The organism is Nostoc sp. UHCC 0252 (assembly GCF_034931145.1).
Taxonomy (GTDB): domain Bacteria; phylum Cyanobacteriota; class Cyanobacteriia; order Cyanobacteriales; family Nostocaceae; genus Nostoc.
On sequence record NZ_JAYGHE010000089.1, the window covers coordinates 15,103 to 29,083 of the forward strand.

Sequence of the window (13,981 nt, forward strand, 5' to 3'; positions counted from 1 at the left end):
ATTGTTTACGACTGATTTAGGGCTGCTATATAACCAGTAGGTAAAAGTATTTATTATAAATAAACTATTTATAGTAGTTATTTTTGCTAGTATCTCAAATACTGTATTAGCTACTCGAATTAAGACTCACTTGATAAATAGTTTTTGATTAATTTTAAATTGCAGTTTTTCTCGTAATTTTTGTGCTTTTTGATAAACGGCTGTCTGCCCTTTGTTTGAATTGGGTATTTCTGCTGTTTCCAAAGGTTGAATAGAGTAACTCAAGCGAGTTCTCATTGCCCAAATCCCCATTGAAGGGAACAGAATTAAAGCAAGCATTAAAGGTGAGAAAGGCAAAAATGGTAACTTGACTAGTCGTTGCAATTTCTGTAAATTAACAGCCCAAGGGTGTAAAGATTCACTACCAATGCAGACTACTGGGAGAATGGGAATATGATAGCGATCGCTCAACTTAATAAAACTCACATCAAACTTTTCTAGTTGATACCGTCTTTTCCAACCTTTCCTCGGGCCGCGAATACCTTCAGGCGCATATAAGAGAATTTTATCTTGGACGATAGCTGCCTCAAAATTATCTAATTCGGCTCGCACACCGCCCAAAACCTGCGACCATTTCGATGGTAGCCACCAAATCATCCAAGGATGCTCAAATAATGCTAGATTTGCTACAGGCTGTACCACCCATCCTCTAGTTTCACTTAATAAATAACCCAAAGCCAAAAAATCCCAAGGAAAACACATCCCTGCGTGATTCATTGCCACAATTAATGGCCCTGTTTGTGGCAAGTTTTCGACTTGTTGTAATTCTCCCCGAAAATAGTATTTGACAATGGGGCCAAGAATTTCTTTGCGAAAAGCTTGTTGATATTTGGGATCAAATTCACTAACTTCTGTTTGCGGTGAACGAAAACCAAGACGCAACCAACGACTCAGCAAGGCCAGATAAAATCCGCCAGGAATTAAAAATAATCCATATTCGATCCAATTCCAACCGTCTTTATCAGCATGGTAGCGCTGCCAATGGCGGTTGAATAAAATTAGCCAGCCTGGAGGATACCAAAGACAAAACCAATCAAACCAGCTAAATATATAGCCTTCGCCTGGTGGATTTTCCAGTTCTGTGCCGAGGAGGTTTTCGGAGTGTTGATTAATCAAAGCGGTTAAAGTTCAGGCAAACATTTGATTAAAATCCCATTATAGCTTTCTAGCTTTGCCATCGGTATCTAACTCAGGTTAAGCGCATCTTAAAAGCTATTGACTATAGAAATCTGACTTGATAAATGAAATTATTTGCGTAGGTAGGGAGTAGTGAATTAACCTTTTCGAGATGTACGAAATATTTTCAGAAATCAAATATGATTCCTATACTATTATTGAATTACATAATCAACAAAATTTAATATTTATTTTATAGTTGTCTTCTCCAGTTATCAGAAGCTATAGAATTGACGTATTTAATTAATGATATTGGGATTTTGCCAAAAGATGAAAATGATATTAACTAATGATTGTTCAAATTCATCCTAAAGTGGGAGCCAAATGGCGAGACACCTGTCTTAATCTTCCTATTATGGAATTAGGAAAACGACTCAAAATTTCAGATTTAATCCGTGAACTGCGGCAGCAACTCCATCTTTCTCAGGAGAAGTTTGCAGCTAAGTTAGGAGTTTCCCTGCGAACAGTCAATCGTTGGGAGAACGGATCTACAGTGCCTTCACAGATGGCACTCAAGCTGATTGAAGAGATGTTAGAGAACATGGGCGAACCAGGCAAAAAACTACTGAACGAGTATCTCCTAAAAGCGGAGCAACGGGAGGACTCTTATAAATGATGGTGAAAGTACCCGAAAAAATTTTGATGATGCGCTCTTGGTTACTAACTTATGGTGTGATGGTTCTGGCAGTTATAGCAGCACTGCTGCTAACGGGACTATTGCTACCAGTTTTCGATCCGAGCGTATTTACATTATTTTATGCTGCTGTGGCAATCAGCGCCTGGTATGGCGGCATGGGACTTGGAATATTAGCGATCGCATTATCTGTTACAACTGCGCTCTATTTTTTAATCGAGCCAATTCACTCGTTCGATTTTCTCAGCCCGAACGTCTTAGTACAATTAACCACATTCTCACTAGTATCCTTCTTAATTACTGCCCTCTCTTCAGAGCTGCGAACTGCTAGACGCAAGGCAGAGACAAGCCTAAAATTGTTGCAAAATAGCGAAATGCGGTTTAGCCGACTGGCAGAATCCAACATTATTGGAGTCATTGTCACCGAGATGAAAAACGGTTGCATCATAGAAGCCAATGATGCTTTTCTGAAAATGGTCGGCTATACGCGAGAAGATTTGTCTGCTAACCAAATAAAGTGGCGTGAAATTACTCCAACTGAGTATCTTCTATTGAGTGAACGTTCAGTAGAAGAACTGAGAACAACCGGAGTATGTAAACCCTTTGAGAAAGAATATATCTGCAAAGATGGCACAAGAGTTCCCGTTTTGCTCGGTTCTGTCCTCGTGGAAGACAGTGAAGAAACTGTGATTGGCTTTGTTATTGATTTGAGCGAACGCAAACAAGCCGAACAAATCTTGCGGGACAAGGAAGAACGTCTAAGGTTAGCTAACGAACGTTTTGAGTTAGCGGCATCTGCGGTCAACTGTCTTATTTATGACTGGAATCTAGAACAGGATACAGTCGAAAGAACCGATGGGTTAACCCGGATTTTGGGCTATTCCCTTGATATTGCTGAACCAACAGCTACTTGGTGGCGTGAGCTTGTTCATCCAGAAGATTTACAGCGCGTACAAGAAGAGTCGGTAGTTGCTTTGGCAAATAGCGATCGCTATACTTCTGAGTATCGCATTCGCAACCAAGATAACCATTACGTCCATGTAATCGATCGGGGAATAGTAGTGCAACGGGATGCTGACGGCAAGCCAGTACGCATAGTTGGCAGTACTACAGATATTAGCGATGTTTACGACGAGCTTCGCTTACGCAAGCAAGCAGAAAAAGCAGTCCAAGAAAGTGAAGAACGGCTCAGAAGTTTTTTTAAAGCAAATATCGTTGGCATTATCTTTGGCGATGTGAATGGTAGTATCACCGAAGCCAACGACGAATTCTTACGAATTGTGGGCTATACCCAAGCAGATATCAAAGCTGGGAGATTGCGGTGGACTGATATCACTCTCCCTGAGTATCAATATTTAGATGAACTGGCTATTGCCGAGGCCACAGCAAAGGGAACCTGTACACCTTATGAAAAGGAATGTATTCGCAAAGACGGTTCTATTGTCCCGGTTGTAGTTGGCTACTCCCTTTTAGGAGAATCTCGGCAGCAATCAGTTGCATTCATTCTTGATATTAGCGACCTTAAGCAAACGAAAAAAGCGCTGAGTCAGAGTCAAGAGCAATTTCAAGCTTTTATGGACAATATTCCAGCCGCAGCATGGATTACCAATGCAGAGGGGCGTGTACTTTACCTCAGTCCAACTTATCTGAGCATATTCCATGTAGCAACAAATAAGGCAATTAATAAAAATATTTCTGACTTATACCCAGCCGAAATCGCTCAACCCTTTCTTGATAACATTAGAATAGTTGCCCAGACGAATCAGGTTGTTGAAACCATCGAATCTGCCCCACGCACAGATGGCACTCTGGGAGAATTTTTGGTATATAAGTTTCCCATTGCCGATCCATCTGGGCAACGCCTAGTAGGAGGGGTTGCAGTTGACATCACCGAACGCGAGCGCATTCTTCGTGAACGCCAGCTTGCTGAACAAGCTTTGCAAGAGCGTAGTGAAAGACTTAAGCTACTCTCTGAGACAACCAGTGATTTGCTTTCAACCGAGCGTCCCTTGGATTTAATGAACAGCTTGTTTAGCAAACTCTCGGCGCAGATGGATTTGCATTTCTACTTCCACTATCTAATTGAGACGCACGAAAATCAGCAGAAACTTCGCTTAGTAGGTTGGAGCGGCATCAGTGATGAAGTATTTCAAACAATTGAATACCTAGAATTTAATCAAGAAATGTGTGGATTAATAGCGCAAGAACGCCGTCAAATTGTCATCAATGATGTACTTAACTCTACTCATCCAAATGCCCACATCCGCCTTCTCCAGTTTTTGCAAATTACAGCTTATGCAGGTCAACCCTTAATCGCTCAGGGAAAGCTACTTGGTGTCCTCTCCTTTGCCAGCCGCACCCGTACCCACTTCACCTCTGGGGAAATTGCCTTACTGCAAGCAACCTCCGATCAGGTAGCGGTTGCTTTGGAACGAGCCGAATTAATGACTTCGTTACAGCGACGCAAAGAAGAATTGATCCAAGCTAACCGGATTAAAGATGAATTTTTGGCGGTTCTTTCCCACGAACTTCGCACGCCGCTAAACCCGATTTTGGGATGGTCGAAGTTACTGCAAACTAAAAAGTATGATGAAGCAACTACTACTCGCGCCCTCGAAACCATTGAGCGCAATGCCAAGCTTCAGACTCAACTAATTGAAGACTTGTTGGATGTCTCTCGGATTTTGCAAGGTAAACTGAGTTTAAATATTGCTCCTGTGAATTTAGAAACTGCGATCGCAGCAGCGATAGAAACTGTACGTTTAGCCGCCCAAGCTAAATCTATCAATTTGCGATTTACGATTTTAGATTTTGAATTAGACAACTCTCAAATAAATTTAGAATCTGTAGATTTTAACAACCAAGCTGACAATTTAAAATCCCAAATTCCAGTTGCACTCCCAGCGCCCCAAAGGAGCGATTCAAAATTCTTAGTAACAGGTGATTCCGGTCGCTTGCAGCAAGTTATGTGGAATCTCCTTTCTAATGCGATTAAGTTTACGCCTCAAGGTGGAGAGGTAGAAATTAGTTTACAGTCTGTTGATTCCCAGGTTCAAATTCGAGTCAGTGATACAGGTAAGGGAATTAGCCCAGATTTTTTACCATTCGTATTTGAATACTTTCGCCAAGCTGATGGTGCAACTACCAGAAAATTTGGGGGATTGGGATTAGGATTAGCTATTGTTCGTCATATCGTCGAGCTACATGGGGGCACTGTTAAGGCAGAAAGTTTGGGCGAAGAACAGGGAGCAACTTTTACAGTTATGCTACCGATGATTAAGATTCATCCAGATAGCCACCAGATTTATATACAACCTGATAATTTACCCGATCTAAATGGGGTGAAAATTCTGCTTGTGGATGATGAGCGTGATACGCGAGAGTTAATTGCTTTCATTTTAGAGCAATCTGGCGCGGTTGTAACTCAGGCTGCATCGGCTTTGGAAGCGTTACAAGCTTTGCCTGAGTTCAAACCAAATCTACTCTTAAGCGACATTGGAATGCCAGAAATAGACGGCTATATGTTAATGCGTCAAATTAGAACTATGTCACCAGAAGAAGGAGGAAAAATTCCAGCGATCGCTCTTACAGCTTATGCTGCTGAGGCCGATTACCAACAAGCAATCGCCGCCGGATTTGGAGAGCATATCACTAAACCTGTGGAGCCAGCTAAATTAGTTCGAGCGATCGCAAACCTAATTTGTAGTTGTAGCAACCTGCAAACTAACTCACGATCCTTATAATTAACTGAGGGAATCAATTAACTTTACAACTCGTTCCTTAAGTTCATCTCGAATCCGGCGAAACGTTTCAATTGATTGCCCTGCTGGATCATCAAGTTGCCAATCTTCAAACACATCTCTTAATACCCATTTTTCGGGTAAGTTAACACCACAACCACATAATGAAATCGCAGCATCATAATCTTCCGCATTGAAATCACTTAAAGGCTTCGAGGTTTGATTACTAATATCAATGCCGATTTCTGCCATCACTTCAACAGTGATAGGATCTACCTTACTTGGCGCTAAACCAGAACTTGTGACAGCAATTTTATTTTCGCCAAATCTATGTGCAAATCCCTCTGCCATTTGGGAACGGCGGGAATTATGCGTACAAACAAACATCACTTTTTTCATAATTCCTTCCCTTTTTATTGTTCAAAGAGCGATTTTAGGAACCCGCCGCCATATCATGAGTATCTGATATAGCGGCGGGGGGATATCAATCTAAGCACAACATGGCTTATTAACAGCCTTGACTACCTCAGCCGAATTAACTGTAGTCACCAAATTCTTTTCTGGCGCTGTATCCCCCACTTTCACTACAAAAACTTCCCAACGATTCCCGTCTGGATCTGTTACCCAAACTTTATCTTGCAAAGCGTAGCAGCAATCAGTGTTGTCTTCGGTAAATAATGCTAGCCCTGCCTCCGTAAATCTTTGGATAGCCGATCGCACTTCTTCTGTACTTTCAACTTGTACACCCAAGTGAGACAATGCACTCAATGCACCACTAGCCTGAATGCTATGAGCCAGATTCAATGTCAAATTTAACGCTGGGCTAGAAATATCAAACTTAGCGTAGCCATCCTTATATTTCATCGGTTCCACACCAAACATAGCCCGATAAAATGCTACAGACTTTTCAACGTCAGTAACATTTAAAGCCACATGAGTTTTTAGAACTGCCATAATTTTGCTCCTTGTAAGATTTTCAAAATTTAATTACGAATTACATTACACCGTGGATCTCGCAATGTTGCTTTTTCCGGCTCTCGTGGGAACCAAAATGCTGTGCGCTTACAAACCTCAACCAGCATTAACATTACTGGGACTTCGATTAAAACGCCTACCACTGTAGCAAGTGCAGCACCAGAATTTAAGCCAAAGAGCATTACTGCTGTTGCGATCGCAACTTCAAAGTGATTACTGGCTCCAATTAATGCTGCGGGTGCGGCATCCTCATAAGATATATTCAGTTTTAAGGCTGCCACATAACTAATCAAAAAAATGAAATTAGTTTGGATGAATAGTGGCACGGCAATTAACAAGATGTGCAAGGGATTGCTAACAATTAATTCACCCTTGAACGCAAACAGCAAAACCAAAGTAATCAGCAGGGCGGTAATAGAAATTGGACTGAGATACTTGATAAATCTCCGTTCAAACCAGTCTTTACCTTTGTATTTAAAAATCCAATAACGGCTATACATTCCGGCCACTAATGGCAAGCCGACATAAATAAGTACTGACAAAACAATTGTTTGCCACGGTACTGTTAAATCATTTGCCGCCAGTAACCACCTACCTAAAGGTGCATACAAAAACAGCATCATCAGAGAATTAACCGCCACCATCACCAAAGTGTGTCCCTGATTGCCATAAGAAAGATAACCCCACAGCAACACCATTGCAGTACAAGGAGCAATTCCCAGTAAAATCGTACCAGCAATGTAGGAATTAGCGATCGCTATTTCGTCACCACGAATTAATTCTGTTCCAGCAATTAACGGACGGAACAACCAACCCAAGAAAAATTGGGCAAATACTACCATCGTGAATGGCTTAATCAACCAGTTCACCACCAAGGTGAGAATTACAGGTTTTGGGGCACGGATAGCATTTTTAGCTTGAGTAAAATCTATTTTTACCATGATCGGATACATCATGAAAAACAGACATACTGCAATGGGAATTGACACTTGGTAAATACTCAACGCATCCAGCGTCACCGCTATCTGTGGAAATAATCTTCCTAGTGCAATTCCTGCCAAGATGCACAGAAATACCCAAACGGTAAGGTATTTTTCAAAAAAACTGAGATTGCTCCCTGCTTGTGCTGTATTCAGTTGCGAATTCGTACTCATGGATGTAAGCCTGAAATATTTTTGGGGAGTGGGGAGTAGGGAGTGGGGAGTAGGGAAGAAGCAGGGGAAAATTCCTCTCCTCTGCACCCTCTAATGCCCTAATCTCCATCTCCAGCTTTCCAAGCAATTGCTTTGCTAGGTTCGGGATCGGGTAGCTTCAGAGAAATCAATGCTGCTGCTAGTACAAAGAACATGGATGTCCACAGACAGCCAACTAAACCGAAAAACTGATATATCAAACCTGATAAGACAGTACCTATCAACCGACCACCAGAGTTTGCCATGTAATAAAAACCAACGTTCAGCGCTACCTTGTCGTCATCAGTAAACGCCAGCACTAAATAAGAGTGAACTGCTGAGTTGAAGGCAAACACTACGCCAAAAATCAGGAGTCCGCCAACGATCGCAATATCGGCTCTTACACCTATTTGGAGAGCAAGAGCGATCGCAGCTGGAACTACTGTTAGAGTAAATGTCCAAAACTGGATGGTCTTTGATTCCGGTGGACGGCCAGAACCAAATCGCTGGATCAGTGTTGGTGCTAGGAACTGAACAAGTCCATACCCAATCACCCAACAAGCTAAGAATCCACCAACCTGATAGAACGACCAGCCTAAAATCTCCCGTAGAAATACTGGTAATGCCACAACAAACCAGACATCCCGTGAACCAAACAGAAAGAATCGAGCAGCCGAGAGAATGTTAATCTCTTGGCTCTTAGAAAACAGTTGACTAAACTTGACTTTCTTCTTAATTTTGCCCATCCCTTTGGGTAGCAGTAGTCCAGTGAACATAATCAAGAACAGCCCTGCTGCCATAATCCACAGGGAATTGATAAAGCCAACCGAAGCCAAAAGTGCGCTACCGACAAAGAAGCCAACTCCTTTAAGGGCATTCTTAGAACCCGTTAGAACTGCTACCCACTTAAATAAAGACGACTGGGCATCTTGGGGAACTACTAACCGGATAGCGCTCTTAGAACTCATCTTGGTTAAGTCTTTGGCAATCCCAGAAAATGCCTGCGCCACCATCACATAACCGACTGCAATCCACTGCGCCCAACCTGGATTGAGCCATGAGAGCATCACCATCGAGAAAACCTGTAGCCCGATGCCGGTGTAAAGGGTTACTTTCAGACCTAACTGGGAACCAATCCAACCACCTAAAAAGTTTGTAATAACTCCAAAGACTTCATAGAACAAGAATAAGGAAGCGATTTGTAATGGGGTATAGCCAATGTTGTTGAAGTAGAGCAACACGAGCATTCGTAAGGCACCATCAGTGATAGTGAAACCCCAGTATGCGAGTGTGACTAGGATATAGTTTTTGAAGTTGGCGCTAGAAGCTGTGGTAGAAGCCATGAGGGAAGAGAGAAGAGGTTTAAACGCAAAGGAACGCAGAGTAAGCGCGGAGGCACGCAGAGTATTTTTGAATGAGATTCACGCCTTCAGATTTAGAGCTACTTTCCGGGCGAGTTCAACCATCCGGTTGGCATAGCCCCATTCGTTGTCATACCAAGCGAGTATTTTGACTTGCGTCTCGTTTACCACCATTGTGGAGAGGGCATCAATGATGGAAGAACGAGGATCGTCTTTGTAGTCGATAGATACTAAAGGACGTTCTTCATAGCCCAGAATCCCTTTGAGTGGTGCTTGCTCTGAAGCTGTTTTTAGTAAGCTATTAATTTCTTCTACTGTGGTAGGCCGTACAACTTCAAATACGCAGTCTGTTAAAGAAGCATTGAGCAATGGGACTCGTACTGCCAAACCATTGAGTTTGCCGTTGAGTTCGGGATAAATCAATCCGATCGCAGTTGCCGATCCTGTCGTGGTAGGAATCAAAGACAGACTGGTAGCCCGTGCGCGGCGTAGATCCTTATGAGGAGCATCGACGATGGTTTGAGTATTGGTGTTGTCATGGATTGTGGTAATGATTCCATGCTTAATGCCCAAACCTTCATGGATCACCTTCACAACTGGAGCCAAACAGTTAGTTGTACAAGAAGCCGCAGTTAGCAGATGATGCTTTTCTGGCTCATAAAGTTGGTCGTTAACTCCCATGACAATATTCAAGGCTTCTTCCTTCACCGGAGCAGCCACAATTACCTTCTGTACTCCCCGCTTAAAATAAGGGTCAAGGGTGGCGGGAGTCCTAAACTTACCGGAGCATTCCAGGACGAGATCAACACCCAACTCTTCCCAAGGGACTTCACCAGGTTGGGAATATTCGCTAAAGCTTAAGGGTGTCCCATCAATGAGGATGCGATCATCGCTCTGTGCTTCTACTTCTGCTGTCCAACGCCCGTGGACAGAATCAAATTTGAGCAAATGAGCAGCTGTTACTGCCCCACCTTTAATCTCATTGATATGGACAAACTCTAACTCTGACCAACCCCATGCAGCCCGTAAAGCTAACCGGCCAATTCTGCCAAATCCGTTGATGCCAACACGTACTCTCATCAGTTTTCCTAAGTTTATAGTGTGTTTGTAGTAAGGACTTTAGTCCTTAATTTTTAAGCACTAAAGTGCTTACTACGAACCTATCAAAACTTTCTTTTACATCAGTATTTTTGAGTTAAACCACTAGTTTTGTGGTGTCTTCAACAAATCACTAATTTGAAAGTTGATCTGCTCCTTACCTGCAAATACTGTTCCTTCTTTACCAGCTTGAAAATGTTTTTCTGCCAATTCATAAGCTTCACTAGGTAAAGGCACATACCCAACCGAACTAGTTGTTATTGGTGCATACTTGAGGTAATAATCTACAAATTCTTTTAGTTCTGGCTGATTTTGCAGAGATTGAGCATTAACATAAATCAATAATGGTCGAGCTAATGGCTGATATTCAGCTTTCTCGACAGTTTCAGATGATGGCAATACTGCTCCTTTGCCGCTATCAATTGCCAGAGCTTTTAACCGACTTTTGTTGTCTTCGTAATAAGCAAGCCCGAAATAACCCAAGGCATTAGGATCTGTGCCAACTCCGCGCACTAGGGCGAGATCATCTTCACTGGAGATGTAATCAGTGCGGCTGGCTCTGGTTTTACCAACAATAGCTTCTGTAAAGTAATCAAAAGTACCAGATTGGCCGCCAGCACCATACAGATTAATTGGTTGATCAGGCCAAGACGATCGCACTTGGTTCCAGCGAGTGATTTTTCCTTGGGCATTTGGCTCCCAAAGCTTTTTCAATTCGGCTACGGTGATATCTTGTGCCCAGGTATTTTGGGAATTCACCGCAACAGTCAGCGCATCAAAGGCAACAGGAAGCTCGATAAACTTGACACCATTTTTGTTGCAAGCTTCTATCTCTGCTTTCAGAATGGGACGCGAGGCGTTGCTGATGTCTGTCTCTTTGTTACAGAATTTCTTAAACCCCGCGCTAGTACCGGAAAAGTTGATTATAACTTGCCCTTTATACTGCTCCTTGTTTTGTTGAAACTGGTTAGCGATCGCTTCGGTGATTGGATACACTGTGCTAGAACCATCAATCTTTATTGCCCTCACTTTTGTCGCATCACTGACTTCTGCAACCTTTGGCAACGACTGAGTTTGAGTAGATGAATTGGATGTGGCTGTGCAACTTGTCGCAAAAGCCAAAACTCCAAATACGAGAGCTGATTTCTTTGCTATTGCGTTCATTGACCTCACCTTGATGGGTAATTTTGAAAGTATTTTTATATCATTTCAAAAAAACTTGATGTGTCAATATAAAGCATAGCACTATACATAAAAATTCATCAAAAAAACTTGATGCATTAAATAAATTAATTCAGCGCCAACGAAATGAGCCCTGTTGACACTTCTAGGGCTTGAAACTCTAAACTCTTTTTTAATCGCAGCAGGAACGGGCAGATGAAATTACAGAATTATGGCTAAAATCTGCCAGATATTCCTCTAAAACACTAAATTGGGACAGATTCAAACTGTAATAAATCCAGCGCCCTTCCTGACGGGAGTTAACTAAGCCAGCTTCTTTGAGGGTTTTTAGGTGAAAAGATAGTTTCGACTGATTTACCCCCAAAGCGTCGCACAAATCACATACACATAATTCTCGCTGTCGTAGCAGTTCCAGCACACTAATCCTGAGTGGATCAGAAAGAGCATGAAAGCCAGCAGCAATTAAATGAGGAATAGTAGCAGAGGGGGTTGGCATCAATTACAGTTTGATAAGGTTATGGTAACTCTATTGTGAACTAGAAACTATAGTTTAGGTGCGTAGATGTGGAGCGGCTTGTCATCAGACATCACGTTTGAGCAAGATTATTTTTACCAGAAAAGGGCGTAGAATTAACCAAGTCTATTTTTTGGCGATCGCTCTTAATATCTCATCTTCCAAAACGTTATCAAAAAATGCGATCGCACTCATCAATAAAATCTCAGCCAAAATTGAAAAAACAATTCCCCCCTTATTTAAGGAATAGGGACAATACTGTTCGGTTAACGCAAGAGACGCAATGAATCGCCGTCAAGACGAAAGACAGATTATTGTAGAGACGGCGATTTATCGCGTCTTTGTGATCAATTATCTCTCTCAAAAATCCGCGAGATTTTCAAATTGAGAATATATCAAGTCAAACCTTTGCATTCGTTAAAAAATTATTCCCGGATATAGCGGTTCTCGAATAGAAGCAATACACTTTGACCTCTCTCCTTTTAGGATACTGTTGGCGAATTATTGAGGGGTGAAACCCCTCAATGTCTTGGGAAAGTTGAAAAAAGAGAACAAGTATATTGAGCGTAGCATCTATAAAAATTATGACCCTGCACCCGCGTGATATGTCGCATATTCCTGAAACCACAGCACAAGTAGCCCGGAACTCATTTCCCAAAGGAAACATATCCCTCTTCTGTCACTCTCCGGGAGGGCGATCGCTATAAGCCTCATGAGGCGATCAATACAAGCTATACTATTAGAAAAAAATAGGTCTTGTATTTGTTATTAGAAAATAATCGCGCAATCGGTTGCTATACAAAAGGTCTAGATTTTAGGAAAGGCAAATGTTTTCGGAAAGTGACAGAAGAGGGATATATATGAAGATGCGGGATGAAATAGGAGTAAGCTGTTACGCCTACAATTTGCATATAATAAAGATGAATGTAACTTCGGGTACAGGTTATTATGCCGGCTATTGGCTTTCTAAGCTTAGAACAAAAACAACATCTACAACAGTTGTTAAAACAGAGCAATCGTTCTGAAATGAGAGAGCGAGTTTTGATACTGTTATTGATGAATGATGGTAGAACGCAAGAAGAAATAGCAGCATTAATCGGTTGTTCTCGTAGAACAGTAGCATATTGGTGTGTGCATGGAGATCCAGATGCGATAGAAAGCCTAGAAGACGGTAGAAGAAAAAGAGAATATAGAAAAGTCAATCAAGTTTATATAGATAAACTATTAGAGATAGTAGTTAGAGATAGTAGAGAAAGAACCAAGCGAATTAGGTTATGAATTTGGTCGATGGACAGCAGAAAGACTATCGACATATTTAGAGAAAGAAACAGGATTAAAAATAAGCAGTTCTCAAGTTAGGAAGATATTAAAAAGAAAAAAGTATGCTTACCTCACAGGCATTGTATAGTCTAGAGGACAGACAAAATGCAGAGAGAAGAAAAGAATTTAAAGAAAAGTTTCAAGATTATTTATCAATAGCAAAAGAAAACCCGAAGCTTTATCAGATATGGTTTTGGGATGAGAGTGGTTTTAGTTTACGAGTGTTAAGAAGGAAAACTTGGGGTAGAAAAGGAAAAAGAAAAAAAGTTACTGGGAAACGTAGTAGAGGTCGAGTAAATATGATGGGAGGTTTAAGGCTATCTGATAAAAAGCGGGTATGTTATTTTATTGAAAGAGGAAATTCAGAAACCTTTTATGAGCAACTCAAACAATTGTACGAATTCGTATTAAAAGAATGGTTGGCTTTAGGGAATAGTCAAGAATGCTTTCACGAACATGGGCCAAAAATAGTTATATTTTTGGATAATGCAAGCTACCATAAGCGTAAAGATATATGCGCCGAAATAGAAAAAAATCTACCAAACATTATTCTTGAATATCTCTCTGCTTACAGCCCTGATTTTAATCTAATTGAATTAGTTTGGCATTCATGTAAAGAATATATAGCTCATCGACTGTTTCAATCAGTATGTGAACTAAAATCTACGTTAAATAAACTCTTAAATGATGGAGAGCTTATTATTAAATGGGGAAGAAAAATAAAAAATAAGGGAAATGCTGTTTGTGCAAATTAAAAGCACAACAGCTTA

12 protein-coding genes and 1 pseudogene are annotated in these 13,981 nt (G+C 41.3%); 5 read left to right on the top strand and 8 right to left on the bottom strand.

The features are described 5' to 3' along the window. Positions 1 to 126: 126 nt before the first annotated feature. Positions 127 to 1,155 (bottom strand): 1-acyl-sn-glycerol-3-phosphate acyltransferase, encoded by a 1,029-nt coding sequence (locus VB732_RS31180; RefSeq protein WP_323234723.1) that lies wholly within the window; start codon positions 1,153 to 1,155, stop codon positions 127 to 129. 349 nt (positions 1,156 to 1,504) lie between these two features. Between VB732_RS31180 and VB732_RS31185 the strand changes: the two genes are divergently transcribed. Together VB732_RS31185 and VB732_RS31190 are read left to right on the top strand one after the other, a co-directional pair. Continuing rightward, positions 1,505 to 1,831 carry a helix-turn-helix domain-containing protein gene (locus VB732_RS31185; RefSeq protein ID WP_323234724.1) on the top strand — a complete coding sequence of 109 codons (327 nt, stop codon included), beginning with the start codon at positions 1,505 to 1,507 and terminating at the stop codon, positions 1,829 to 1,831. Beyond that, positions 1,828 to 5,592, top strand: coding sequence for a PAS domain S-box protein (locus tag VB732_RS31190; protein WP_323234725.1), 3,765 nt, complete (start codon positions 1,828 to 1,830; stop codon positions 5,590 to 5,592). Before VB732_RS31185 ends, VB732_RS31190 begins: the two co-directional genes overlap by 4 nt. Here the strand turns inward: VB732_RS31190 and arsC are convergent, their stop codons facing one another. The 7 genes from arsC to VB732_RS31225 form a co-directional block, all read right to left on the bottom strand. Further along, positions 5,593 to 5,988: an arsenate reductase, glutathione/glutaredoxin type gene (gene arsC / locus VB732_RS31195; protein WP_323234726.1), complete on the bottom strand. Its 396-nt coding sequence runs from the start codon at positions 5,986 to 5,988 to the stop codon at positions 5,593 to 5,595. It abuts the gene before it with no gap. Between the two features lie 90 nt (positions 5,989 to 6,078). Further along, on the bottom strand, positions 6,079 to 6,543 hold the full coding sequence (locus VB732_RS31200; protein WP_323234727.1) for an ArsI/CadI family heavy metal resistance metalloenzyme: 465 nt from the start codon (positions 6,541 to 6,543) through the stop codon (positions 6,079 to 6,081). Positions 6,544 to 6,572: 29 nt separating this feature from the next. Further along, a complete protein-coding gene (gene arsB / locus VB732_RS31205; RefSeq protein ID WP_323234728.1) occupies positions 6,573 to 7,718 on the bottom strand; it encodes an ACR3 family arsenite efflux transporter in 1,146 nt (381 codons plus the stop codon). A gap of 98 nt (positions 7,719 to 7,816) precedes the next feature. Further along, positions 7,817 to 9,079, bottom strand: a complete 1,263-nt coding sequence (gene arsJ / locus VB732_RS31210; RefSeq protein ID WP_323234730.1) for an organoarsenical effux MFS transporter ArsJ — start codon at positions 9,077 to 9,079, stop codon at positions 7,817 to 7,819. Between the two features lie 78 nt (positions 9,080 to 9,157). Continuing rightward, positions 9,158 to 10,177 (bottom strand): ArsJ-associated glyceraldehyde-3-phosphate dehydrogenase, encoded by a 1,020-nt coding sequence (locus VB732_RS31215; protein ID WP_323234732.1) that lies wholly within the window; start codon positions 10,175 to 10,177, stop codon positions 9,158 to 9,160. Positions 10,178 to 10,300: 123 nt separating this feature from the next. Next, positions 10,301 to 11,359, bottom strand: coding sequence for a PstS family phosphate ABC transporter substrate-binding protein (locus VB732_RS31220; protein ID WP_323234733.1), 1,059 nt, complete (start codon positions 11,357 to 11,359; stop codon positions 10,301 to 10,303). Positions 11,360 to 11,549: 190 nt separating this feature from the next. Then, complete coding sequence (locus VB732_RS31225; RefSeq protein WP_323234734.1) at positions 11,550 to 11,873, bottom strand: metalloregulator ArsR/SmtB family transcription factor; 324 nt, start codon at positions 11,871 to 11,873, stop codon at positions 11,550 to 11,552. Between the two features lie 97 nt (positions 11,874 to 11,970). Here VB732_RS31225 and VB732_RS31230 point away from each other — a divergent pair, with 97 nt between their 5' ends. From VB732_RS31230 to VB732_RS31240, 3 genes and pseudogenes are all read left to right on the top strand, one after another. Then, positions 11,971 to 12,141 (top strand): hypothetical protein, encoded by a 171-nt coding sequence (locus tag VB732_RS31230; protein ID WP_323234735.1) that lies wholly within the window; start codon positions 11,971 to 11,973, stop codon positions 12,139 to 12,141. Between the two features lie 334 nt (positions 12,142 to 12,475). Beyond that, positions 12,476 to 12,598, top strand: coding sequence for a hypothetical protein (locus VB732_RS31235; RefSeq protein WP_323234736.1), 123 nt, complete (start codon positions 12,476 to 12,478; stop codon positions 12,596 to 12,598). A gap of 241 nt (positions 12,599 to 12,839) precedes the next feature. Next, positions 12,840 to 13,966, top strand: a pseudogene (locus tag VB732_RS31240) (IS630 family transposase). Positions 13,967 to 13,981: the final 15 nt, after the last annotated feature.

Excerpts from the sequence above, each read along its gene's own strand:
- VB732_RS31185 (WP_323234724.1), top strand. The coding sequence starts at position 1,505 with ATGATTGTTCAAATTCATCCTAAAGTGGGAGCCAAATGGCGAGACACC.
- VB732_RS31190 (WP_323234725.1), top strand. The coding sequence starts at position 1,828 with ATGATGGTGAAAGTACCCGAAAAAATTTTGATGATGCGCTCTTGGTTA.
- arsC (WP_323234726.1), bottom strand. The coding sequence starts at position 5,988 with ATGAAAAAAGTGATGTTTGTTTGTACGCATAATTCCCGCCGTTCCCAA.
- VB732_RS31200 (WP_323234727.1), bottom strand. The coding sequence starts at position 6,543 with ATGGCAGTTCTAAAAACTCATGTGGCTTTAAATGTTACTGACGTTGAA.
- arsB (WP_323234728.1), bottom strand. The coding sequence starts at position 7,718 with ATGAGTACGAATTCGCAACTGAATACAGCACAAGCAGGGAGCAATCTC.
- arsJ (WP_323234730.1), bottom strand. The coding sequence starts at position 9,079 with ATGGCTTCTACCACAGCTTCTAGCGCCAACTTCAAAAACTATATCCTA.
- VB732_RS31215 (WP_323234732.1), bottom strand. The coding sequence starts at position 10,177 with ATGAGAGTACGTGTTGGCATCAACGGATTTGGCAGAATTGGCCGGTTA.
- VB732_RS31220 (WP_323234733.1), bottom strand. The coding sequence starts at position 11,359 with ATGAACGCAATAGCAAAGAAATCAGCTCTCGTATTTGGAGTTTTGGCT.
- VB732_RS31225 (WP_323234734.1), bottom strand. The coding sequence starts at position 11,873 with ATGCCAACCCCCTCTGCTACTATTCCTCATTTAATTGCTGCTGGCTTT.
- VB732_RS31235 (WP_323234736.1), top strand. The coding sequence starts at position 12,476 with ATGACCCTGCACCCGCGTGATATGTCGCATATTCCTGAAACCACAGCA.